This is a genomic window from Mesorhizobium sp. Cs1299R1N1 (genome assembly GCF_037179655.1).
Classification (GTDB): Bacteria; Pseudomonadota; Alphaproteobacteria; order Rhizobiales; family Rhizobiaceae; genus Mesorhizobium; species Mesorhizobium salmacidum.
Genome location: NZ_JAPYKR010000013.1, coordinates 124,043 through 145,935, shown reverse-complemented (window position 1 = coordinate 145,935; position 21,893 = coordinate 124,043). Strand labels below are relative to the sequence as shown.

Below are 21,893 nucleotides of genomic sequence, written 5' to 3'. Positions count from 1 at the left end.
GGCGAGCGGCAGCACCAGCGTGCCGCGTGGCTTGACGAGATGCAAGGAGCTTTGTCGCCCTGGCGCCTGGCTGACGGCCTCGGTTGTCGCGGCCGTCAGCCTCAGCGTTTCGGCCCAAACCCCGGATAGGGGTTGAGCGGCACGATCGCGGCAATGTCCATCATGCCGGCCTTGACCAGCGGCAAGGTGGCGAGATGGCCGCGGACATCGGCATCGCTGCCGGCTTCGAACATCATGCCGCTGCCGGGAATGTCACCGCGATTCCAGATCTGGCGCACCGCGCCTTCGGCATAGAGGGTGCGGCGCTGCTCTGCCTCGCCAGGCAGAAGGGGTGCGAAGTCGGCGTCGGCGAACTTTTCCGTGTTGCGGGTGAGAAGGGCAAGGAACTGCATTTCGGTCTCCTGTTGTCAGCGGTTGATGACAGGAGATATCGCGCCGGATGGTCAGACTGTCCAAGACTGATTAGGCTAAAGTTGAGACCTGAGAGGACTTGGCTTTCGAGGAGCTAAAAGTGTTCGACCTTCGCCAGATCAGATATTTCGTCGCCGTCGCCGAAACCGGCAATGTCGGTCGAGCCGCCGAACTGCTGCATATCTCGCAATCGCCGCTCAGCCGGCAGATCATGCAGCTGGAGCAACAGCTTGGTGTCCCCCTGTTCGAGCGGGCAAAGCAGCGCGTTCATCTCAATGCCGAGGGCCGCGCCTTCCTGACCGAAGCCCGTGCCTTGCTGTCGAATGCGCGCCGGCTGGAGGAACTTGGCCGCAATCTGGCCAGCGGTTCGATTGGGCGTCTTGCCATCGGCTATGTCGAGGGGGCGGTCCATGCCGGGCTTGTCGCCGGCATGCTGCGCCAGTTCCGCCGCGACCGGCCGGATTTTCATCTGCAGTTGAGAAGCATGCGCTCGGCGGCGCAGATGGAGGGGCTTCGGCAACGGTCGCTGGATCTTGGTTTGGTGTATGCCCCCGCTGCGGCCGAGGATCCTGACATCGCCAGCACGCCGCTGCGCCACGAGCCGCTGGTGCTGGCCATTCCCGAAGACGACCCGCTCGCCGATGTGGCTGATATCCAGCCGCATCATCTCGACGGCCGCGTCTGGATCACCGTGGTGCGCCAGCCCGACGACACCAATCGTGGCCAGTTCCTGGCCGCTTGCGCAGAGGCTGGCTTTACGCCCGACATCGCTTACGAGACGGCGGACCCGCTGACCTCACTCGGGCTTGTGAGCGCCGGCCTCGGTCTCGCCACCGTGCAGGCAAGCCTGCGCACCGCCGCGCCGCCCTCGATCCTGTTCCGCGACATGCCATGGTTCGGGCGCATGGTTTCCATCCACCTCGCCTGGCGGCGGCAGGACCGGCGCGTGGTGATCACTGATCTGCGGGAGGCTGCCCTGAGGGAGGGGAGTAGGGGAGTAGGGGAGTAGGGGAGTAGGGGAGTAGGGGAGTAGGGGAGTAGGGGAGTAGGGGAGTAGGGGAGTAGGGGAAAGTGTACACTCCGGAGACTGCAAACCTACTGCCCCACTCCCGTGACTCTACATCTTGTCGATCACCGACTGGACGCCTTCCGTCGGTGCATCGACCGAGGACCCGGCCACCATGATGGCGGCGACGATAGCCTCGGGATCGTTGACGACCAGCGGCTTCACACGCTGCGCGGTATGAATGAAGCCTTCCGCCGCCATGTGGTCAAGCAACGCCGACATCGGATCCCAGAATCCGTTCACATTGCCGAAGACGATCGGCTTGCGGTGATGGCCAAGTTGCGCCCAGGTCATGATCTCGACGATCTCCTCGACTGTGCCGATGCCGCCAGGCAGCGCCACAAAGGCGTCGGATTTCTCGAACATCTTATGTTTGCGCTCGTGCATGTTGTCGGTGATCAACAACTCGTCGAGCCGGTCAAGCGCGGTTTCGGTTGCTTCCTTGTTGATGAGGAAGCGCGGAATGATGCCCGTCACCTTGCCGCCGGCCTTGAGTGCGCCTTCGGCGACGGCGCCCATGATGCCTTTGGTGCCGCCGCCATAGACCAGCCGCAGTCCTGCCTTGGCAATTGAGCGTCCAAGCAGGTGACCGGCCTTGGCATAGATTTCGTCGCGGCCCGGAGACGAGCCGCAATAGACGCAGACGGATCGAATCGTGTTCATGCGGATGATTGGTGATTGGGTCTGAAAGCGCGGTCAAGCCCCAAGGGCTGAGAAGGCCGGGCTTTTTCTTGTCGGTCATGGCAAAACACGCTAGACCGGCGTTAGGTGGCTAAGGGGTAGGGAAATATGGCAATCAATCGACTGAAGGCGTTCCTGTTCGCGGCGGGTGGGACCGTCGCGGCCGCGGGAACCGCCTATGTATCGGGCGCGCTCGACCCGTATCTTCATCCAACGCCGCCGGCGGAAGTCGCGGCCTTGACGCCGCCCGCGGCGCCGAAGCCGGCCACGGAAGGGCGCCTGCCGGCTCCGGCGGTGCCGGCCGCTCCGGCCACAGCACCCCAGGCGACAGCTCCGGCAGCACCCGCAACCGATGCGGCGGCGCCTGCGGCGCCCGCGACGGCGGGTCCGATCGCACCGACTTTCGACGTCGTTCGCGTTGAGGGCAACGGCTCGATCGTCATTGCCGGCAACGCGGCGCCCAACTCGAAGGTCGAAATCCTCAACGGCACGATGGTGATCGGCTCGACGGTGGCTGGCCCCGATGGCGCCTTTGTCATCGTGCTCGATGATCCGCTGAAGCCCGGCGACTATACAATCGCCTTGCGTTCGACGGTCGGCACGGTCGTGACCGCCTCGACGCAGACCGCCGTGGTATCGGTGCCCGCGAATGCGGCTGGCCAGGTGCTGGCCATGGTCGAGGAGCCAGGCAAGCCGGCCGAACTGCTGACGGTCCCGGCGCCCGAGACAAAGCCTGCGCCGGCAACCGGCGACCAGGCCGCCGCTCCGGCTGCTGAAGCGCCCGCGACGGTCGCTCCAGCGACCGCCGCGCCGGGGGCGACTGCGCCAGCCGTGGTTGAAGCAAAACCCGATCCGGCGGCACCGGCCGCGCCCGCGGCGGCTGTGGCCGAGCCCAAGATCGTCGTCGAGGCGGTCGAGATCGAAGGCAACAAGATCTTTGTCGCCGGTCTGGCCGATCCGGGCCGCAAGGTGCGCGCCTACGCCAACGACATTCTGCTCGGCGACGCACAGACCTCGTCGGACGGCCATTTCCTGGTCGAGGCGACGCGCGACATTCCGGTCGGCAACTATACCATTCATGTCGACGGCCTCGATACCGATGGCGTGAAGGTGGTGGCTCGCGCCGCCGTGCCCTTCGAGCGCGAGCCGGGCGAGGCGGTCGCAGCTGTTGCCCCCGCCGCGACCAAGCCCGCTGCACCTGCTGCGGAAGCACCAGCCGCTCCGGCGCCTGCTGTTGCCGCCGCTGCTCCAGCGGAGACCGCACCGGCCACCGAGGCTCCGGCCGTCGTCGCGGCAGCCACGCCGCCAAGCGAAGTGCCCGAAATCGTGTCGCCCAAGCTCGAACATGCCGATGGCGCGGTCATCATCCGTCGCAACGATACACTGTGGCGGATTTCACGGCGGGTATATGGTCACGGCACGCGCTACTCCACCATATACCTCGCCAACCAGGACCAGATCAGGAATCCGAACCGCATCTGGCCGGGGCAGGTGTTCAAAGTCCCGGAAAAGTCGAAGGAAGGCGAAGCCGCCGACTTCAAGGCGATGGGTGAACAGGCGACCACCGCGACGAAGACGGAGTAGGGAGACCGGCAATTCCGGCGATCTACCCATCGGCCTAGCTTGCCCTGTCATCGTTCATCGTCTATCGCCGATGAACGATGACAGAGTGCTTCCCCATACCAGACCACGCCGTCTCGGCACCGTCCGGCCGCATGCCGGACAGTCGCGCTGTCGCGGCCCGGTTCGCAGCGCTTTCGCATCCGGCCCGGATCGAGATACTGAAGCATCTGTCCGCCAGCAATTCCTGCTGCTGCCGTGAGGTCGTCGATCATTTCGATCTGGCGCAGTCGACCATCTCACAGCATCTGAAAATCTTGGTCGAGGCCGGCTTGGTCCGGTTCGAGCCCGACCGTCAACGATCGCGCTATGCGGTCGATCGCGCGGCACTTGCCGACGTATCGGCATCGCTGGGCGCACTCATCAATTCCTGCTGCTCCGGCCGCTGACCCTCTCACCCAAAAGGCAAGAAAAGTGGCCGAAAAAACCGTCTCCGCCGACACCTCGACACTCACGACATTGCGCAATCTATGGCCCTATATGTGGCCAGCCGACCGCGCCGACCTCAGGGCACGGGTGACCTGGGCGACGCTGCTGCTGGTCGTGGCCAAGGTGACGCTGGTCGCCGGTCCCTATTTCTTCAAATGGGCAACCGATGCGCTGGCGGGCGGCTTCAAAACACCACCGCCGCTGCCGTCGTTCATGCTCGCCCCGGTGATGCTGGTCGTTGCCTATAATGTGCTGAGGCTCGTCCAACTCGGCTTCAACCAACTGCGCGATGCGCTGTTTGCCCGTGTCGGCCAGCATGCGGTGCGTCAGCTTGCCTTCCGCACCTTCGTGCACATGCATCAGCTGTCGTTGCGCTTCCACCTGGAGCGCCGCACCGGCGGCCTGTCGCGCATCATCGAGCGCGGCACCAAGGGCATCGAGACGATCGTGCGCTTCATCATGCTCAACACGGCGCCGACGATCCTCGAATTCGCGCTGACCGCCGGCATATTCGGCTTCACCTATGGCTGGAAATATGTGGCCGTCGTGGCGATCACCGTCTGCGTCTACGTCTGGTTCACCGTCAAGGCGAGCGACTGGCGCATCTCGATCCGCCGCGATATGAACGACAGCGACACCGACGCCAACACCAAGGCGATCGACTCGCTGCTCAATTTCGAGACGGTCAAATATTTCACCAATGAGCGCATGGAGGCCGAGCGCTTCGACCGCTCGATGGCTCGTTACGAGATCGCCGCCACCAAGACCTGGACCTCGCTCGGCTGGCTGAACTTTGGCCAGGGCTTCATCTTCGGCGTCGGCACCGTGGTCGTCATGTGCATGTCGGCGCTGGAGGTGCAGGCCGGCACCCAGAGCGTCGGCGATTTCGTTTTCATCAATGCCATGCTGGTGCAGCTTTCGGTGCCGCTCAACTTCATCGGCTTCATCTACCGCGAAATCCGGCAAGGGTTGACCGACATCGAGCACATGTTCGACCTGCTCGACGTGCCGCAGGAGATCGTCGACAAGCCCAACGCCGAGCCGCTGGCCGTCAGCGCCGGCAAGGTCGAGTTCCGCGACGTCCACTTTTCCTATGATCCGAACCGCAAGATCCTGAAAGGCGTCTCCTTCGAAGTGCCGGCCGGCAAGACGGTTGCCATTGTCGGGCCGTCGGGCGCGGGCAAGTCGACCATCTCGCGGCTGCTGTTCCGTTTCTATGACGTACAGGGTGGCCAGGTGTTGATCGACGGCCAGGATATCAAGGACGTGACGCAGGACAGCCTGCGCGCGGTGCTCGGCATGGTGCCGCAGGACACGGTGCTGTTCAACGACACCATCGCCTACAACATCCGCTACGGCCGTGTCAGCGCCGGCGAGGAGGAGGTGCGCAAGGCCGCCGAACTCGCCCAGATCGGACCGTTCATCGAGAAGCTGCCCGACGGCTACAAGTCGATGGTCGGCGAGCGCGGGCTGAAGCTTTCCGGTGGCGAGAAGCAACGCGTGGCGATCGCCCGCACCATCCTGAAGGCCCCGCCGATCCTGATGCTCGACGAAGCCACTTCGGCGCTCGACAGCCACACCGAGCAGGAGATCCAGGCCGCGCTCGACCTGGTCAGCAAGGGCCGCACCACCATCGTCATCGCCCACCGCCTGTCGACCGTGATTTCGGCCGACGAGATCATCGTGCTCAAGGATGGCCAGATCGCCGAGCGCGGCACCCATGTCGAGCTGATGCGAAAGCACGGCCTCTACGCCTCGATGTGGGACCGCCAGCGCGAGGCGACCGAAGCCGAGGAGCGGCTGCGCATTGCCCGCGAAAGCGACGAACTGGGTGTCGTCGTGCGCAGGCGCACGTCGGAGATGTCGTAGCTCATAAAAAGCCACTTGACCTCAACCTAAGTTGAGATTGTAGACCGTCGCCCGAGAGCCGAAAGACAGCATCCTCGAGGACGGAATCAAATGGATATCAGCTTTACGAATCAAAACGTTAATGGCGGCAGCGTGTTCAGGGTCGACAAGTTCGTCGTACCCGCTAATGCCCGCGACGAGATCCTCGCAAAGGTGAAGATGACGCATGAGTTGCTGCGTCTGCAGCAAGGCTTCGTCCAGGACTTCCTGCTTGAGCAATTCTCCGGACCGGGCGAGTTCAACCTCGTCACCATCGTCGAATGGGAAAGCCAGGCTGCCGTCGACAAAGTGGTGCCGATCGTCAAGGCGGCGCACGAGCGCATAGCCTTCAACCCGCAGGAGACGATCGCCCGGCTCGGAGTTCGGGCTGATATCGCCAACTATCAGCGCGTGCCTGGACTCTAGCCGGGCCAGCCCACGCCCGGTGCCGGCGCTTCGATGCCGAGCACCTGGCCGGTGCGGGCGTCGCTTGCCATATGCTCGAAGCCGCGCCACTCGGCAGCGGTGATGAACAGCGTTTTCCTGTCCGCACCGCCCAGCATGCAGGCAAAACAGCCGCGATCGGCGGTAACGGTCTGCAAGACGTCACCGCCTTCGCGCACCCGCACGCAGTGCTTGTTGGGAACGTCGGCATACCAGACCGCCCCTTCGGCATCGAGGCAGATGCCGTCGGGATATCCGTCGAGATCGGCCCAGATGCGTCGGTTGGACAAGGAGCCGTCGGCGGCGGTGTCGAAAGCGGTCAGCCTGTTGGCATGGGATTCGGCGATGATCAGCGTCTTGTTGTCAGGGGTCATCGCCATGCCGTTGGCGAAGGCGATAGCGTCCGCCACTTGCCTGACCTTTCCATCCCGTGTGACCAAGACGATGGTGCCGGGGCCGAAATGCTGGCCCGCCGCAGGAGCCGGCCCGCCGCCATTGACATAGATGTTGCCCCGCCCATCGACGACGATCTCGTTCCACGGGCTTTTCGACAGGCCGCGCAGATCCGCATGAGTGACGAGCGAGCCATCGGCTTCCTGCCGCAACAGCAGGCCCTCGCGGCCTGAGACAACCAGCAGACGACCATCCGGCAGCCAGTCGATGGAGTAGGGCAGGACAGCCGGAACCCTGAGCATGACCTCGCTGTTGCCGTGCGCATCGACGGCAATGATCTCGCCGGTGCCCCAGTTGCAGACCCAAAGGCGTCCGTCATGCCAACGCGGCGATTCGCCGAAGGCGAGACCGTCAACCACGACACGCGCTGGGGGAGGAGATTGGTTCTGCATGGCGGGAGACTCCTTGTTGCGCGACAGTCGTACCGGACGTTGCCGCCTCCCAAGGACGGGTAAGGGACGAATGTCCCGACATGACCACGGCAATTTTTATGCACCGGAATGCCGCCCACTCACTTTCTATGGCGAAGTGCGATGGATCAGGCTTTAGGTCCATTATCCCTTGTGCTGCTGATATTGATTCATCACAATAGTTCACTGAAAACTACTCTTGGCACCTAGGAAAATTTTTGGATGTTTGGCTTCTTCTCGCGAAAATCCAAGAGAAGTCCCAAAACTCCCTCAGGAGTTCAATCTCCCGCTGCGGCGCATGCATCGCGAGCCGAGTCCTTGTTGCCGGTGATCGTGCCTCGGTCGACTGTGGATCAGGCGAACGAAAAGCCTTTTGAAATCGTTTTTGCTGTCCAGAAATTCATCCACAGCATTGTTTCCGAGGGGCTCTACCGCAAATCGGAGCTCAACCCGAAGGCGATGCAGGTCTCCCATGCTGATTTGTATTCGGCGGAGATAGCGAACGGTGGCCATAGTCAATTCATTCATAATGCCGGCGGGGCGTTCGACACTATGGTTGCAAACGCTCGTGCCGGTCTCACGGCCATTGGAGCAAAAGGGCAGTTGGCGACGCTTGAAAAGATGTCCACCTGGGTCTCCGAACACCCTGACGAGGCCGAGGAACAGACTGGCTTCGAGGGTGGCCGCTCCGATTTTCTCGATACACTTGACGATGCCTTCTACGTCGCCGACGAAGCTTCGCCGGTGCAAGACCTGCTGGCGCGCTGGATCGTGTCATGGCCCGACCTTCGAGTTGTGGAAGACGAGGTCTGCGATGAAGCCATACTTCAGTTGGCAATGGCCAATCCCCGTCGCGAATCTCGGCTTCTCCACCGGTCGGTCGCCGAGCTTGTCGGCCAGATGATCAGCAAGCGCCATGTTGGCGTAGGTCTCGCTTGCGCCAATGCAGCGCCACCCGAAGTCAAGTTATCGATTGGCATGGCCAGGATGTTGGATGTCGATGGCGAGAAGCAACTGGTTTTTCAACTGCTGACCAATGCGAATGAGCCTCGCCTGTGCGTGGCTACGGAAAGCCATGCGGCTGTTTATGAATGCGGAGTTCCCGAAACACGGTCGATTGCTCGCCCAGGTGAGAATATATTAGCGGCCGGCGCGCCTCGTGTTGGCCGCAGGCTCGGGCAGGTGGACGGGCAATTGGTCGCAAAATTGATTGAGCTGGCGGAGGAGTACCACGCGCCGGTTGCCGTCGATCTCCTGTTGCGAAAGATTGGGCTCGATCCGATGAAGGCTGTCGTATCGGCGAATTCCGTTGCCCAGCGCGAGGAAGGGCCGGTTGTGAATTGGGTGGTGATGGCTGGTGGTCACGCTTTTCTCTTCCAGTCGTATCCGGAGCGTGGCGTGCTGCTCCGCGGCGATAACGAGGAAAGTCTGGCAGAGGCTGATCGAAATGAGCTTGAGGAGTATTTTGACCTCACGGTAGCAGCTGGCGAATAGATTGTTTGTGGCGGCTCTGCGCGATCGTCCTTGCCGGTGCCGCTCTGCTCGACGGCCAGCGCGCCTCGCCATCGCGGCGGAAAGACAAACCCGCGCCGCCCATTGTCGCGTTGCGGGCAGGGGGTGTTTCGGCTATTGAGGCCGGACCTGAAACAGGGACCGCCCCATGAGCCTTGTCGACACGGTCAAGAACGCGTTCGTACCGATCCATCGCGAAGGTTATCCCTTCATCGCGGCCTTTGGCGCGGCGACGCTCTTCCTCGGCTATTTCTCCTCGATCCTGTTCTGGATCGGCCTGATCCTGACCGCCTGGTGCGTCTATTTCTTCCGCGACCCCGAGCGCGTCACGCCTGTCGACGACCGCCTGGTGGTGAGCCCCGCCGATGGCATCATCTCGGCGGTCGGGCCGGCCGTGCCACCGCGCGAGCTTGGCCTCGGCAATGTCGAGATGACCCGCATCTCAGTGTTCATGAACGTCTTTTCCTGCCACGTGAACCGCTCTCCGGTTCGCGGCCGCATCGCCAAGATCGAACATCGGCCCGGAAAGTTCCTCAATGCCGAACTGGACAAGGCGAGCACCGAAAACGAGCGCAACGGCCTTGTCATCGAGAGCCCCAACGGCACGGTGGCGGCAGTCCAGATCGCCGGCCTGGTGGCGCGCCGCATTGTCTGCTGGACCGAGGCCGGTGCTTCGATCGGCACCGGCGAGCGTTTCGGCCTGATCCGTTTCGGCTCGCGCGTCGACGTATTCCTGCCTTTGGCCGCCACGCCGCGTGTTGCCGTTGGCCAGACGGCGGTCGGCGGCGAAACCGTGCTGGCCGAGTTCGGCGGCGTCGCCGGCACGCCCCTCGTGCGGATTTCCTGACGGTGGGCACGCAGTATAAAAAATTTGAAGCCCATGCCAGCGGCGGTCCGCGCATCCGCGAGATCCCGATGCGCATGGTGTTGCCCAACCTGGTCACCGTGCTCGCGATCTGCGCCGGCCTGTCTGGCATCCGCTTCGGCTTCGAGGGGCGTTTCGAGCCGGCGGTGGTGATGGTGCTGCTGGCTGCTTTCCTCGACGGCATCGACGGCCGCCTGGCGCGGATGCTCAAGGCGACCTCCAAATTCGGCGCGCAGATGGATTCGCTGGCCGACATCGTCAATTTCGGTGTCGCGCCTGCACTGGTGCTCTATGCCTTCCTGCTCGACCGTGCCGGCTCGCCGGGCTGGATCGCGGCACTGCTGTTTGCGATCGCCTGCGGGTTGCGGCTGGCGCGTTTCAACGTGCTCGACGACGAGAAAGCCGAGCGCCCGATATGGCAGACCGAATATTTCGTCGGCGTGCCGGCACCGGCGGGTGCCGTGCTGGTGATGCTGCCGCTCTACCTCTCTTTCCTTCGCCTTGGGGTTGAGCCCAGCCGGCCGGCCGCCTTCGTCGCCACCGGCTTCACCATCCTGGTCGCCTTCCTGCTGGTCAGCCGGTTGCCGGTTTATTCCGGCAAGAACGTCAAGATCCCTGGCGACAGGGTGCTGCCGGTCATCCTCGCCGTCGTCCTATACGTCCTCCTGCTGATGACCTATCCTTGGTACACGCTGACGGCATCGGTCGCGGGCTACCTGATCTTCCTGCCGTTTTCCGTGCGCGCCTACTCCAAGCGCGCCAAGCTGGAGGGCGAGAAGGTGCCGCCTTCGGATATAGGTTAGGGCCGCAGGCCCCGGATCAGCAAATCGGTCCAGGCGGACGCGAAGCGTTCGTCGCTGACCTCGATCGAGCGCTCGGTCCAGATCGCTTCGAAGACGCGGAACATGGCGACGCTGCCGACGATGACGGCGGCGACCGCGTCGCTGTCATGGGGGCGCAGTTCGCCTTGGCGCTGGCGCTCCCGCAGCCATTCGGCGACTGCGTGGTAGGTGCTTTGCATGATCTCGCCACGCGCCGAGGCTTTCAATTCCGGGAAGTGCTCGAGATCGCGCCACAGGATTCTGAGCATGTCGCGATTCGCGCCGAGTTTTTCCAGCATACCCTCCACGATCCGCCGCGCCCCCTGATCGGCAGGAAGCACTTGTTCGCCAAGTTCGGCCCGTCCCTCCTGTGCCGCTCCAACAAACCGGTCGATAGCCGCGGCAAGCAGCGCTTCCTTCGAGGGAAAGTGCTTGTAGAGCGCACCCGAGCCACGCGACAGGCCGGCGGCCTCCTGAATTTCGGGAACGCTGGTCCGGTCATAGCCGCGCTCGGCGAACAGGCGGATGGCTTCGCGTAGAATGCGCTCGCGTCCTGCGGATGACGGCTTCATGGCAATTCCTGTTCACCCGATCCTGGCGGCGGGGGTTAGCGCTCGACAATACCATCCCGGTGCGAAATCAAGGCTCGCTCACCGCACGCTTCCACCCTGCTCGGAAAGCCATGCCTTCCATTTTCTTTCTCCCAGCCGCTCGCTGGTTTCGACCAGACCCAGGCCAAGGCTTATCTTTCGGCTGACTGGCAACGGCAGAATGAGACGTCGTAGCCCGAGCGCATCGCGGTACTGTCGAGCGAATGTCGAGAACGGCATCACCTCGGGTCCGCCGATCTGCGGGCGGACGCCGCGTTCCCCATCGCTGACAGCCTGGGCCAGATAGCTGGCGACGTCGCGCGTATCGACGGGATTTGATGGCGAGGTCGGCAGCGGCCAGACCGGTAGCCATCGCAGCCCGGCCAGCATCTGCGCCAGAAGGTAAAAGAATGGCGTCGCGCGGATGACCGACCATGAAAGTGGCGACGTCCGCACAAGCTGCTCGCCGGCCAGCTTCACGCGGCTATAGGGCAGGGTGCTGAAGTCGAGGCCGACGATCGACACGAAAATGAAATGCGAGACATCGGCGCGTTGCGATGCGGCAAGCAGCCGCCGCGTGCCCTCGACGTCGACATCCGACGGACTGGAGAAGAAATCGATCGGCCGCATACCGCGCCTGGCGATCGGCGACAGCGTCGCCGCATGAATGACCGTATCGATGCCGCCAAGGACTTCATCGATGCCTTCGCCCGTTGCGAGATCGCCGGGCGCCCATTCCACGGAGCGGTCTAGCCCGGCTTTCCTGGCCAGCAACCTGACGGCGTGTCCGGAGGCGTTTAGTGCCGGCACGAGATCGCGTCCGAGATGTCCGGTGCCGCCGGTGACGAGGATTTTTGCCATTCGGGATCTCCTTGCCGTGCAAAGGAGGTGTCATGTCGCGCTGGCTGGAAATAGGCACGCGCAGCGTCTCTTTCCATCGTGAGTGAATACTCTCTCACCTGCGATTTGTCCATCTGAATCGCTGCGGCACGACGACGCAATCCTGGGTCGGGCGATCTCGAAAGAGTAGTTTTATTCAGCAATTGTATCAAACACTGAACGGCTCTAAGCCGCCACGCCAAGCCCCAGCCGGTCGATCGCCAGCTTCCTGGTCGATACATAATCGGTCTTGCCCGAACCGAGCACCGGGATTTCTTCGACCTTGACGATGTCGTTTGGCACCATCAGTTCGGCCGCTCCGGCCTTTTTGCCGAACTGTCGCAGCTCCTCGGCGCTTGCCTCGTCTGCGGTGGTGACCAGCACGATGCGCTCGCCGCGCCTCTTGTCCGGCACCGCTACCGCCGCATGGCGTTCTTCCGGCCAAAGCGACTGCACCAGCATCTCGACCGCGCCCAGCGACACCATCTCGCCGGCGATCTTGGCGAAGCGCTTGGCGCGGCCGCGAATGGTGATGAAACCTTCGCGGTCGACGGCGACGATGTCGCCGGTGTCGTGCCAGCCGGTCAGCGGCTGTAGCTCGCCGGGTCGGTCCGCGGTCATGTAGCCCATCATCATGTTCGGCCCGTCGAGCCACAACTGGCCGGCATCATCGATGCCTTCGACCGGCTCCAGCTTCATGCGCATGGCCGGCAGCAGCCGCCCGACCGTGCCGTCGCGGCCGTGGATCGCGGTGTTGACGGCAACCACGGGCGCCGCCTCGGTAAGCCCGAAACCTTCGATGATCTCGGCCTGGAAGCGTTCGCGATAGACGCGGCGAGTATCCTGCTTCACCGCCTCGGCGCCGGCGACGACGAAGCGCAGGCTGGAAAAATCTCCGTCCTTGGCGGTGCGGGCATAGTTGGCGAGGAACGTATCGGTGCCGAACATGATGGTCGGTTTCACCTTGCGCGCAATCTCGGGGATGATCTTGTAGTGGAGAGGCGAGGGATAGAGGAACAGCTTCACCCCTGTGACCAGCGGCAGGATGGTGCCGCCCGTCAGGCCGAACGAATGGAACACCGGCAGCACGTTGAGCAGGATGTCCGCCGGCGAGATGGTGATCCGCGCCTCGGCCTGCATGGCATTGGCGAAAAGGTTCTTCTGCGACAGGACGACCGCCTTCGGCGTGCCTTCCGAACCCGAGGTGAACAGGATCACGCCCGGCTTGGCCGCATCCTGTCGCTGCAGCGGCAGGCGCCACAGCAAGGCGGCTGCAAGCTTGTCCAGCGCGGTGACGCTCTGGTGTACATCTTCCAGCCACAGCAACCTGGCGCCGCCCTTTTCGACCGCGGCGACGATATCTGCGAGATCGGCCTTCTCGACGAAAGCACGCGAAGAGACAACGGTGCGGATGACGGCCGTGCGCACCGCTGCGGTGACGCTTGCCGGCCCGGCCGTGTAATTGATCATCGCCGCCACCCGGCTCGCCGAGAGAAGGCCGACGAACGACAGCACGACACCGTTGGCATTGGGCAGCATCAGTCCAACAGCCTCTCCCGGCGCCGTCACCGCCTCGAAGCGCCGGCCCAGCACGCGGGCGCCGATGAACATCTTGCGGTAGCTCAGGGCCCCAGAGATGACATCTTCGATGATGGTGTGCGAGGCGCCGACACGATCAGCGGCATCGCGCATGGCCAGGAACAGGCCTCGGTCGAGGTCGGTGCCGAAAAGCCGGGCTTCGGCAACCCGGTCGAACAGCGCATTGGTGTTCGAGGCCTGGTCCGGATTGCGCGCCACCAGTTCGGCGATCGTCATCGGCTCCAGAACACTGATCGACAGCCTTGGGAACCAGTGACGGGGTGCCTTGTCCTTAGGCGTCAGCGAGACCGGCAGGTTGCGTGCGCCAGCGACGAAGATCGGCACGATGCGGGCGTCGGCCTGCATAGCGATGCGGGTAACGGCGCGAAACAGCCGAAACGTCTTGACGTCGGGCTCGACCGCGTCCGGCAGATAGACGGCCAGCCGGCCCTTGCCCTTCAGCACGCGTACCAGCCGGCGGCTGACGAAGACATGTTCGGCGTTGAAGGCAATGGTGCGGCCGAGTTCGCGCCAGGGTTCGAGCCATGGCGAGCGCGCCGAAACCTCGTCGAGTATATGCAGCGTGTCGTCGGGCAACAGCGACAGCATCAGCGCCGGCTCGAAGCGCGACTGGTGCGAGATGACATAGATGACCGGCACCTGCGCCCTGCGGGCGAGCCTGATGCGATTGTCGCTGATCCGGTAGGCGAGCTTGAACGGCACGTAGAGCAGCGCCTGGGTGAAGCGCAGGCCGAGGCGGAATTTCTCCATCACGCCGATCAGCAGCCAGGCCACAACCAGACCCGCAAGCAGCGCCAGTGTCAGGACCATGCCGCGTCTCTCCCAACGATTTTGTCATTGCGGCTCTTGTACGGCCGCTTCGGGAGCAGAGCCTAGCGGAAGTCGGGGCAAGGTCAATGCGGAAGGGGCGCCCTCACGCCGGCTTCAGCCGTCCGCTGATGAAACGGAACTCCTGCGTCTTGCCGCCATAGCCGTAGGCGGCTGCCGGAACCTCGTGCACGAAAGCATAGCTTTCCTGGTGCACGCCGCCCAGCAGGCGGCCAAAGGCGTCGAAGATCGCCTTGAGATACGCTTCCAGTTCGAGCTTGGTATTGGTGCCGTCGACCACCTTGATGTCGAGCCAGAACGTGTTGGTGCCGTGCTCGGCGAGCGACTTGCCGCCGGCGAACCAGTGCTGCGGATCGAGATAGGACACGGCCACCGCGGTGATCGTCGGGTCCTTGCGCAGATGCGCGGCGGTGATCTCGGTTATTTCCCTGGCGATCTCGGCGGACAGGGTGGCGTCTGGCTTGCCGGTGACGCTGACATTGATGATGGGCATTTTTCTTCTCCTTTGTTTGACCGGCGTCGGTCGCCGTTGGAGAGACCGTGCCATCATTCTAGGATGAAAAAAATCGAATTGTTTCCAACTGAAGATTCGATAATGTCGAATTATGGAAACGCTCGATCCCGACCTGCTCAGAACCTTCCTTGCGTTCGCCGACAGCGGTTCGCTGGCGCAGGCGGCGGCCAATGTCGGCCGCTCACCGTCCGCGGTAACGGCCCAGATGCAACGTCTGGGAGAGATTGTCGGCGAGCCGCTTCTGGCGCCGCAGGGCAGGGGTCGCGGACTGACCCCGGCGGGCGAGGACCTCGTCGGCCATGCCAGGCGCATTCTCGCTGTGCATCGCGAGGCGTGGCTGGCGCTGAAAGGCGCACGCGCTGCCGGGCGTGTCGCTATCGGCACGACACAGGATTTCGCCGATAGCGGCCTGCCGGACCTGCTGCGTGCCTTCGCCTCCAGCCATCCGCGCGTCAGGATCGAACTGCGTGTCGGCCGCTCCGCCGAACTGGCGCAGGCGCTGCAGGCCGGCAGCCTCGATCTGGCGATCGTCATGCGCCAGACGGCGGCACCGGACGAGGTCGGGGTCCTGCGTGAGCCGATGATATGGCTGTGTTCGAGCAAGGGGCTGGCCTCGCGGCAGGAAGAATTGCCGCTGGCGCTGCTTGATCCCTATTGCGGGTTTCGCGAGGCGGCACTCGCCGCGCTCGATGCCGCCGGCCGCCGCTACCGCATCGCCGCCGGCAGCGCCAGCCTGGCCGGCCTGCGTACCGCGGTGAATGCGGGCGTGGCGCTAACCTTGCGAACATCGCGCTTTGCCCATTCCGGCATTGTCGAAGCACCGCGCGAGCTTGGCCTGCCGCAGGTGCCGACGGCTGAGTTCGCGATCCGGCTGCGCGCCGGCGCCGATGTGTCCGCGAGCGATCTGGCGGCGTTGCTGGGTGCCAACCTGGCTCTCTCCGGATCGCCTGGTTGAATTCAACGAGACCACGTTCCGTCATCAGCCTGTTGGCAAAGAAAAAGCCGACCTTGCGGTCGGGCCGGTTTATTGCAAAGAAAAAGCCGACCTTGCGGTCGGGCCGGTTTATTGCAAAGAAAAAGCCGACCTTGCGGTCGGGCCGGTTTATTGCAAAGAAAAAGCCGACCTTGCGGTCGGCTTGGGAGTGAGACGGGCCGAGGGGTTTGGGGGGACTTGGGGGGTGGCCCGTCGCAGCCATAATGTCCGAGCACGGTGATGGTTCCGTGACTTCCGAAATTTTTTAAGAAATATTTGACGACGCTTGCCGGGAGCGTGCCATCAGCCAGTCGCGGCCGGCGTGGGCAAAGACCGCGCAGAGCACGATCGCGCCGCCGACCATGCTGGCCAGCGGCGGTATTTCGGCCAGGAACAGAAATGCAAACAAGATCGCGAACGGAACTTCCGCCGAGCCGAGCAGGCCGGATTCAGGCGCCGGGATAAGCCGCGAGCCTTCCGTCCACAGGATGGAAGCCAGCGCGAAGGACGCGCCGAATGTGGCAAGCAGAACCGCGTCCCTTGCTGAGACCGCCAGGGGATCGGCAACGAACCAGCCAAGTATGAACAACAGGAAGGCCGAAACCGCGCCGGCCCACACCACCGGCGTGTCGCGGAACGCGCGCACCATGATCATGTAGAGCGCGCTGCCGGCCGTCATCAGCAGCGCCAGCCCGTCGCCGAACAGGTTGCCGGTGCCGAAACCCGACCACACCATGATGGCGACCCCGCACAGCGACACTGCCGCTGCCACCATCGTCTGCAGGCGGAATGGCTCGCGCACCAGCATCCAGGCCAGTACGGCGGCAATGAAGGGTGAAGTCGCGTAGATGACCGCGACATTGGCGACGAAAGTGAACTTGAATGCCGAAATGAAGGCGATGCTGGCCAGCGCGCCTTCCACCGCCAGCAGCCAGCCGCGCCAGCCGAGCCGCAGCGGCTCACGATTGCCGGCACGGTGGCGGCGCCACAGCACGTAGAGACTGATCAGGATCGCGCCGACAAAGCCGCGCCAGCAGGTGATCGTCAGCGGATCGGCATGGATCGACTTGGTCAGCACACCGGTCAGCCCGAATACAGCCGCCGAGGATGACACGAGAATGACGCCCAGCGTGCGCTCGGCGACAATGTCGGTGGTGGCTGTCACATCAGTCATGCCGCAAGACTACGCCACTCCCCCTGACATCGTAGCGTCAGCAATAATGAACATCAAAGCCGCTTGCGGAAATGCTCGCCGCCGACGATCAGCAGGCCGGCGGCGACGATAAGGGCAGCACCCAGAAAAACCTCGCGGCGTGGCACGTCGCCCCAGATCGCGAAGCCGAGCGCGAACGCCCACAACAGTGAGGTGTATTCGAGTGGCGCCAGGATCGATGCCGGCGAGCGCTTCATGCCTTCGAAGAGAAGATATTGCGCCAGGCCGCCGAGCGCACCGACGCTGGCAAGAAGCAGCAATTGCGTCGGGTCCGGCGTATGCCACCACAACAAAGCCGGCACCGCCGAAAACACCAGGAAATAGAAATTGTTGAGGAGGAGCTGGATCATCGAGCGCTCGGCAAGTGCCGTCTTGCGCAGGAGCACGATGGCGATGCCCCACAGGCAGGCAGCCGTCAGCACCAGCAACACGGGCACCGACAGGCCGAGATGGGCGGGATCGCAGGCGACAAAGACACCGGCAAAGCCGATCAAAACCGCCAGCCAGCGCAGGACAGGCACCTTTTCGCCGAGCAGGACCACCGAAAGCACGGTGACGATGGTCGGGGCCGCGTAATAGACGGTGGTCAGTTCGGCGAGCTGCAGGCTGCGGGCCGCATTGTAATAACAAAGCCATGCGGCAAGCGTGAAGGCACTGCGAACCAGCATCGGCCGCACGATAGGCGAGCGCACCGTATCGGCGAACAGCTGCCGCCCGCCTATTGTCGCGCAGGCGCCGAGAATGGTGATGCTGCGGAAGAATATGATCTGCCAGACAGTCATGCTGGTAACCAGCAGCTTGATCGAGGCATCCTGCGTCGAAAACAGCAAGTAGGCGGCGCCGGTCAAAAAGATGCCGGCGAGAACCCTTTCGCGTGTATCGAGAATGGCGATATCGGCCATAAGGCGTGCGCCTGCTTGAGTGAAGGCGGCTCCAGCCCCTGTCGGCTCCGCACCTGCCAGCTATACTGGCGAAATCCCGCACGGCGCTGCTCCAGCGCAGTGCTTGCGTTTGGGGCAGGGGAAGGCAGCGCTAAATACAGCCTGTCCCGGATGCCGCTTCTGGCGCGGCACGGCTGATTGGTTTAGCATCGTCTCATAAAGCGGGGGCCGAAGGGCAGGCGCGCAGAACGCCGGGGAACGGACAGGGAATTGGCGCTCAGCCCATGCCGGATGTAGCATGTGCAGGTCCGGCCTGACGGGCCGCCTCTGACAGAGCGGATTTTGGGGAGAAGGCCGATGCAGAAACTGCAGTCGCAAGGCGTCCATCACATCACGCTGGTCGGTGCCGGCCGCCAGACCTCGATCGATTTCTGGGAAGGTGTGCTGGGCATGCCTTTCATCTTCGAGCAGCCCAACCTCGACAAGCCGACCGAAAGCCATCTGTATTTCGATCCGGGCGACGGCCGGCTGATCACCATCTTCACCGACGAGACCCGCACGGCCGTGAAGCGCCGCACCCCGACCGACCCGGGCTGCGTTCATCACATCGCCTTTGCGGTGTCGCGCGTCACCTTCCTGCAGGCGGTCGCCCGGCTCGACGAGCGCGCCATCAAGCACAGCGGCGTCAAGGATCGCGGCTTCATGGATTCGATCTATTTCGAGGATCCGCTCGGCCTGCTGATCGAGCTTGCCTCCTACCGTTTCGAGCCGCCTGCCGGCTTCACCCATGCCGACGTGCTGATGGAGGCGCATAGGCTTCGTGTCGCGCGTGGCGACTACAACATCGCCGAAGTGCATCTGGCTGACGCCATCCAGGCGCTGGTGGAACGCTCGCGCGCGACATTGTCGGCCGACCGGGCACCCAAAAATCCATATTGAAGGCTGAACAGGCAAGGGAGGAATACGTGGCAAAGACAGTGACGAAGAGCGCAAGGAAACCGGCGGCCAAACCAGCGTCAAAAGCCGCAGCGAAGCCGGCAGCAAAAGCAGGGGCCAAACCCGCGGCCAAGACGGCGTCAAAGGCAGCCGCCGGCAAGGCCAAGGCGAAACCGGCAAAGAAACCAACACTGACAATCAGCATGCTGAAGCCGAGCGTCAACAACATGACCGTTCGCGTCTTTGCCCGCGCTGCCGGGCTCGACCATGCGGAAGCCGATGCGTGGGGGCACACGCGCTCGCCGGAATACATGGCGCGCAATCCGGCCCATCTGACGCCGATGATCGAGGACAAGGGCCTGCCGCGCGGCGTGCTATGGGAGAGCTGCGCCATCATGCAATATCTTTCCAACAAACATGGACTGGAGAAATTCTACCCCAAGGCGCCTGCCAAGCGGGCGATGATAGACAGCGCCATGTTCTATCTGATCGGCACGCTCTATCCCTATGTGGCGCGCGCCACCTATCCGGCGCTCGGCTTCCCGCAATATGCCGGCGAGGTCGGGCACAGCGACGCCCACCCGGACAGGAAATCGGAGGCGCAGAAGGCCGCAGTCGCCGCCATTGCCGAACCGCTCGAGGTCTTCCACTCCTTCTTCCGCGACGGCAAGCCGTTCATCGGCGGCAAGAGCCCGTCGATCGCCGACATCCGCCTTGCGGCGACCCTCGAGTTCCTCGCCGTCATCGACTACGCCCTGCCCAAATGGGCGAAGGAATACATGGCGGCAATGGAGAAGAAGCTCGGCAAGGCCTATGCCGGCCCGGCCGGCGACGTACGCGGCTACATCGCCCATGTGAGGTCGCAAGCCCAGGCGTGATTCCAACCAGTCGATGGGGCGATGATCTGCGGAGGCGGCCGCAGGACTGATTTCGCCGGTGGCGTCGTGGTTCCCCGCCAGCTTGAAGTTGGCGGGGCTTGCGTTAGTCTGGGCGCGCATGCAGTCGAATTTTTCTCTCGACCGGCTTGGACGCTGGAGCGGTGGCGTGGCCGCCGCAGCCCTGGCCGCAACGCCCGAAGACTTGTCGGCCCGCTTCAGCGCGGCGGCAAGCGTGCTGCTTGGCTCGGATCGCGCCTATGTCGGCTTCTATCGTCGCGACATAACGTCCCTGACCATCGACGAGGCCGGACCCGATCACTGGAACCGCGACTATGATGCGCGCATCTATCGCCAGGATCCCTTCTTCCAGAGATTCGCCAGCACCAGACAGGATTTCCTGCTGCCGTTGTCGGCTCTCAGCCACGGCGATTTCCAGCGCACGCCGTATTATCGCGAATTCTACGGGCCTTCCGGCAGCTTCGATGAAATAACCGGCGTGTTCAATCTCGACGGACTGACCGCCGGCTATGTGACCTTTCTGCGCCGCGATGGCGCGCCGCGTTTTGGCGAGCACGATCTGGCGGTGGCCGGAGCGGCGAGCAGCGCGACAAAGCTTATTCTGCAAAGGCTGCTTCATTTGTGCCGTCTTCGGGACAAGGGGGCCGCAATCGAAGCCGCAGGGTCGCACCTCAGCGCCCGGGAAAGGCAGATCGCACGGCTCCTGATCGAGGGCGGCAGCGCCAAGACGATTTCGCGAAACCTGTCGATTTCACCCGGCACCGTGCGCAACCACATCAAGCAGGTCTACCGCAAGCTCGGTGTGCACTCCCAAGTCGAGTTGCTGGCCGCCGGCTGGGAGGCCCCGCGCGACTGACGGTTTCGTTTCGCCAGCTTCACTGCCCCGTCACGACGCGTGTCCACATGCGGTTCTGCAGTCGCAGCAACTTTGCGTCGTTGTTCTCGACCACGAACAGCTTGGCTTTTACGTCATCGGGCGGGAAAACGCCGGGATCCTTGGCGACAGCCTGATCCATCAGCGGCAGGGATTCCGGGATCGCATTGGCGTAGGAAACATAGCTGGAATTGGCCGCTGCGATATCGGGCCGCAAATTGAAATCGATCCAGGCCTCGGCATTCTCCGGATGCGGCGCATCCTTCGGCACCGCCATCGTGTCGAAGTTTATCAGCGTGCCTTCCCTGGGAATGGAATAGGCAATTTCCAGCTTCTTGGCGGATTCCGCCGCACGGGTCTTGGCCTGCAATATGTCGCCCGACCAGCCCAGCACGACACAGATGTCGCCATTCGCCAGATCGTTGATGTATTTCGACGAGTGGAAGTAACGGATATAGGGCCGCAGCTTGCCCATCAGCTCTTCGACCTTGGCGAGGTCGTCCGGACTGGTCGACCTGGGGTCGATGTGGAGGTAGTTCATAGCCATCGGAATGATCTCCGCCGGGGCATCGATCATGGCGACGCCGCAATCGGAGAATTTCTTGACGACGTCGGCGTCGAAAACCATGGCGAAGGATTCTGTCGGCGCGTCAGGCATCCGTTGCTTGATGGCAGCAACATTGTAGCCGATGCCGTCCGTGACGGCCATGTAAGGCACCGCGTGCAGGTTCTGCGGATCCGCGCCCGCGATCAGCGACAAGGCTTGCGGATCGATCTTCGAGTGGTTTGAAAGCTTCGATCTGTCGAGCCGCAGGAAAACGCCAGCCTTCACCTGGTTCTTCAGGAATGGAAAGGCCGAGGGATAGACCACGTCATATCCCGAGCCGCCGGTGAGCAGTTTCGTTTCAAGGACCTCGTTGCCGTCATAGACATCGTAGCGGACCTTGATACCTGTCTCCTTCTCGAATTTCTCAGCCGTGTCCGGCGCGATATAGTCGGACCAGTTGTAGACGTTGACGACCTTCTCATCGTCCGCCCGGGCAACGCCGAAGCAGATGCCGCAGGCAAGCGCGGCAGTCAGGACTAGGAAGAGCAGAGAGCGCATGGGTGT

Annotated in this window: 23 protein-coding genes; 13 read left to right on the top strand and 10 right to left on the bottom strand. The window is 63.2% G+C overall.

The window, feature by feature from the left end; translation table 11 throughout:
• Positions 1-101: 101 nt before the first annotated feature.
• A complete protein-coding gene (locus O7A70_RS26255; protein ID WP_027144154.1) occupies positions 102-392 on the bottom strand; it encodes a muconolactone Delta-isomerase family protein in 291 nt (96 codons plus the stop codon).
• Between the two features lie 119 nt (positions 393-511).
• On the opposite strand from O7A70_RS26255, the gene O7A70_RS26250 reads away from it, so the two are divergent.
• Positions 512-1,420, top strand: a complete 909-nt coding sequence (locus O7A70_RS26250; RefSeq protein ID WP_337142969.1) for a LysR substrate-binding domain-containing protein — start codon at positions 512-514, stop codon at positions 1,418-1,420.
• Between the two features lie 108 nt (positions 1,421-1,528).
• Here O7A70_RS26250 and O7A70_RS26245 read toward each other — a convergent pair whose 3' ends face one another.
• Positions 1,529-2,140, bottom strand: a complete 612-nt coding sequence (locus tag O7A70_RS26245) for a TIGR00730 family Rossman fold protein (RefSeq protein ID WP_337142968.1) — start codon at positions 2,138-2,140, stop codon at positions 1,529-1,531.
• A 126-nt stretch (positions 2,141-2,266) separates the two neighbouring features.
• On the opposite strand from O7A70_RS26245, the gene O7A70_RS26240 reads away from it, so the two are divergent.
• The 4 genes from O7A70_RS26240 (at position 2,267) to O7A70_RS26225 (ending at position 6,520) form a co-directional block, all read left to right on the top strand.
• A complete protein-coding gene (locus O7A70_RS26240) occupies positions 2,267-3,742 on the top strand; it encodes a LysM peptidoglycan-binding domain-containing protein (RefSeq protein WP_337142967.1) in 1,476 nt (491 codons plus the stop codon).
• A 131-nt stretch (positions 3,743-3,873) separates the two neighbouring features.
• Positions 3,874-4,167, top strand: a complete 294-nt coding sequence (locus O7A70_RS26235) for an ArsR/SmtB family transcription factor (protein ID WP_140506233.1) — start codon at positions 3,874-3,876, stop codon at positions 4,165-4,167.
• A gap of 25 nt (positions 4,168-4,192) precedes the next feature.
• Complete coding sequence (locus O7A70_RS26230) at positions 4,193-6,076, top strand: ABCB family ABC transporter ATP-binding protein/permease (RefSeq protein ID WP_337142966.1); 1,884 nt, start codon at positions 4,193-4,195, stop codon at positions 6,074-6,076.
• Between the two features lie 90 nt (positions 6,077-6,166).
• Entirely contained in the window at positions 6,167-6,520 is a 354-nt protein-coding gene (locus tag O7A70_RS26225; protein WP_337142965.1) for an antibiotic biosynthesis monooxygenase, read from the top strand.
• Here the strand turns inward: O7A70_RS26225 and O7A70_RS26220 are convergent.
• Entirely contained in the window at positions 6,517-7,383 is an 867-nt protein-coding gene (locus O7A70_RS26220) for an SMP-30/gluconolactonase/LRE family protein (RefSeq protein WP_337142964.1), read from the bottom strand. The two genes, O7A70_RS26225 and O7A70_RS26220, sit on opposite strands and share 4 nt — an antisense overlap.
• 240 nt (positions 7,384-7,623) lie before the next feature.
• Here O7A70_RS26220 and O7A70_RS26215 point away from each other — a divergent pair, with 240 nt between their 5' ends.
• The 3 genes from O7A70_RS26215 (at position 7,624) to O7A70_RS26205 (ending at position 10,581) form a co-directional block, all read left to right on the top strand.
• Complete coding sequence (locus tag O7A70_RS26215; RefSeq protein ID WP_337142963.1) at positions 7,624-8,895, top strand: DMP19 family protein; 1,272 nt, start codon at positions 7,624-7,626, stop codon at positions 8,893-8,895.
• Between the two features lie 166 nt (positions 8,896-9,061).
• Positions 9,062-9,760 carry a phosphatidylserine decarboxylase gene (locus O7A70_RS26210; protein WP_337142962.1) on the top strand — a complete coding sequence of 233 codons (699 nt, stop codon included), beginning with the start codon at positions 9,062-9,064 and terminating at the stop codon, positions 9,758-9,760.
• Positions 9,761-9,762: 2 nt separating this feature from the next.
• A complete protein-coding gene (locus O7A70_RS26205) occupies positions 9,763-10,581 on the top strand; it encodes a CDP-alcohol phosphatidyltransferase family protein (RefSeq protein ID WP_337142961.1) in 819 nt (272 codons plus the stop codon).
• Here the strand turns inward: O7A70_RS26205 and O7A70_RS26200 are convergent.
• From O7A70_RS26200 to O7A70_RS26185, 4 genes are all read right to left on the bottom strand, one after another.
• Positions 10,578-11,171: a TetR/AcrR family transcriptional regulator gene (locus tag O7A70_RS26200; RefSeq protein WP_337142960.1), complete on the bottom strand. Its 594-nt coding sequence runs from the start codon at positions 11,169-11,171 to the stop codon at positions 10,578-10,580. The two genes, O7A70_RS26205 and O7A70_RS26200, sit on opposite strands and share 4 nt — an antisense overlap.
• A gap of 78 nt (positions 11,172-11,249) precedes the next feature.
• The gene (locus O7A70_RS26195; protein ID WP_337142959.1) at positions 11,250-12,050 is read right to left on the bottom strand and encodes an SDR family oxidoreductase; all 801 of its coding nucleotides are present in this window, start codon (positions 12,048-12,050) and stop codon (positions 11,250-11,252) included.
• Between the two features lie 204 nt (positions 12,051-12,254).
• Entirely contained in the window at positions 12,255-14,477 is a 2,223-nt protein-coding gene (locus O7A70_RS26190; protein WP_337142958.1) for an AMP-binding protein, read from the bottom strand.
• 103 nt (positions 14,478-14,580) lie between these two features.
• On the bottom strand, positions 14,581-14,988 hold the full coding sequence (locus tag O7A70_RS26185; RefSeq protein ID WP_337142957.1) for a tautomerase family protein: 408 nt from the start codon (positions 14,986-14,988) through the stop codon (positions 14,581-14,583).
• Positions 14,989-15,100: 112 nt separating this feature from the next.
• On the opposite strand from O7A70_RS26185, the gene O7A70_RS26180 reads away from it, so the two are divergent.
• On the top strand, positions 15,101-15,964 hold the full coding sequence (locus O7A70_RS26180) for a LysR substrate-binding domain-containing protein (RefSeq protein ID WP_337142956.1): 864 nt from the start codon (positions 15,101-15,103) through the stop codon (positions 15,962-15,964).
• Positions 15,930-16,223, top strand: a complete 294-nt coding sequence (locus O7A70_RS26175; RefSeq protein ID WP_337142955.1) for a hypothetical protein — start codon at positions 15,930-15,932, stop codon at positions 16,221-16,223. Before O7A70_RS26180 ends, O7A70_RS26175 begins: the two co-directional genes overlap by 35 nt.
• 24 nt (positions 16,224-16,247) lie before the next feature.
• Here the strand turns inward: O7A70_RS26175 and O7A70_RS26170 are convergent, their stop codons facing one another.
• Together O7A70_RS26170 and O7A70_RS26165 are read right to left on the bottom strand one after the other, a co-directional pair.
• Entirely contained in the window at positions 16,248-17,156 is a 909-nt protein-coding gene (locus tag O7A70_RS26170) for a DMT family transporter (RefSeq protein WP_337142954.1), read from the bottom strand.
• A 53-nt stretch (positions 17,157-17,209) separates the two neighbouring features.
• Entirely contained in the window at positions 17,210-18,097 is an 888-nt protein-coding gene (locus O7A70_RS26165) for a DMT family transporter (protein WP_337142953.1), read from the bottom strand.
• Positions 18,098-18,433: 336 nt separating this feature from the next.
• On the opposite strand from O7A70_RS26165, the gene O7A70_RS26160 reads away from it, so the two are divergent.
• The 3 genes from O7A70_RS26160 (at position 18,434) to O7A70_RS26150 (ending at position 20,764) form a co-directional block, all read left to right on the top strand.
• A complete protein-coding gene (locus O7A70_RS26160; protein WP_337142952.1) occupies positions 18,434-19,015 on the top strand; it encodes a VOC family protein in 582 nt (193 codons plus the stop codon).
• Between the two features lie 26 nt (positions 19,016-19,041).
• Positions 19,042-19,890, top strand: a complete 849-nt coding sequence (locus O7A70_RS26155; protein ID WP_337142951.1) for a glutathione S-transferase family protein — start codon at positions 19,042-19,044, stop codon at positions 19,888-19,890.
• Positions 19,891-20,056: 166 nt separating this feature from the next.
• Positions 20,057-20,764 (top strand): response regulator transcription factor, encoded by a 708-nt coding sequence (locus tag O7A70_RS26150; protein WP_032935341.1) that lies wholly within the window; start codon positions 20,057-20,059, stop codon positions 20,762-20,764.
• 19 nt (positions 20,765-20,783) lie between these two features.
• Here the strand turns inward: O7A70_RS26150 and O7A70_RS26145 are convergent, their stop codons facing one another.
• Entirely contained in the window at positions 20,784-21,887 is a 1,104-nt protein-coding gene (locus O7A70_RS26145; protein ID WP_337142950.1) for a polyamine ABC transporter substrate-binding protein, read from the bottom strand.
• Positions 21,888-21,893: the final 6 nt, after the last annotated feature.

What these genes read in the sequence shown, in the direction of transcription:
- O7A70_RS26255 (WP_027144154.1), bottom strand. Translation starts at nt 392, where the DNA reads ATGCAGTTCCTTGCCCTTCTCACCCGCAACACGGAAAAGTTCGCCGAC.
- O7A70_RS26245 (WP_337142968.1), bottom strand. Translation starts at nt 2,140, where the DNA reads ATGAACACGATTCGATCCGTCTGCGTCTATTGCGGCTCGTCTCCGGGC.
- O7A70_RS26240 (WP_337142967.1), top strand. Translation starts at nt 2,267, where the DNA reads ATGGCAATCAATCGACTGAAGGCGTTCCTGTTCGCGGCGGGTGGGACC.
- O7A70_RS26235 (WP_140506233.1), top strand. Translation starts at nt 3,874, where the DNA reads ATGCCGGACAGTCGCGCTGTCGCGGCCCGGTTCGCAGCGCTTTCGCAT.
- O7A70_RS26225 (WP_337142965.1), top strand. Translation starts at nt 6,167, where the DNA reads ATGGATATCAGCTTTACGAATCAAAACGTTAATGGCGGCAGCGTGTTC.
- O7A70_RS26220 (WP_337142964.1), bottom strand. Translation starts at nt 7,383, where the DNA reads ATGCAGAACCAATCTCCTCCCCCAGCGCGTGTCGTGGTTGACGGTCTC.
- O7A70_RS26215 (WP_337142963.1), top strand. Translation starts at nt 7,624, where the DNA reads ATGTTTGGCTTCTTCTCGCGAAAATCCAAGAGAAGTCCCAAAACTCCC.
- O7A70_RS26210 (WP_337142962.1), top strand. Translation starts at nt 9,062, where the DNA reads ATGAGCCTTGTCGACACGGTCAAGAACGCGTTCGTACCGATCCATCGC.
- O7A70_RS26200 (WP_337142960.1), bottom strand. Translation starts at nt 11,171, where the DNA reads ATGAAGCCGTCATCCGCAGGACGCGAGCGCATTCTACGCGAAGCCATC.
- O7A70_RS26195 (WP_337142959.1), bottom strand. Translation starts at nt 12,050, where the DNA reads ATGGCAAAAATCCTCGTCACCGGCGGCACCGGACATCTCGGACGCGAT.
- O7A70_RS26190 (WP_337142958.1), bottom strand. Translation starts at nt 14,477, where the DNA reads ATGGTCCTGACACTGGCGCTGCTTGCGGGTCTGGTTGTGGCCTGGCTG.
- O7A70_RS26185 (WP_337142957.1), bottom strand. Translation starts at nt 14,988, where the DNA reads ATGCCCATCATCAATGTCAGCGTCACCGGCAAGCCAGACGCCACCCTG.
- O7A70_RS26180 (WP_337142956.1), top strand. Translation starts at nt 15,101, where the DNA reads ATGGAAACGCTCGATCCCGACCTGCTCAGAACCTTCCTTGCGTTCGCC.
- O7A70_RS26170 (WP_337142954.1), bottom strand. Translation starts at nt 17,156, where the DNA reads ATGACTGATGTGACAGCCACCACCGACATTGTCGCCGAGCGCACGCTG.
- O7A70_RS26165 (WP_337142953.1), bottom strand. Translation starts at nt 18,097, where the DNA reads ATGGCCGATATCGCCATTCTCGATACACGCGAAAGGGTTCTCGCCGGC.
- O7A70_RS26160 (WP_337142952.1), top strand. Translation starts at nt 18,434, where the DNA reads ATGCAGAAACTGCAGTCGCAAGGCGTCCATCACATCACGCTGGTCGGT.
- O7A70_RS26145 (WP_337142950.1), bottom strand. Translation starts at nt 21,887, where the DNA reads ATGCGCTCTCTGCTCTTCCTAGTCCTGACTGCCGCGCTTGCCTGCGGC.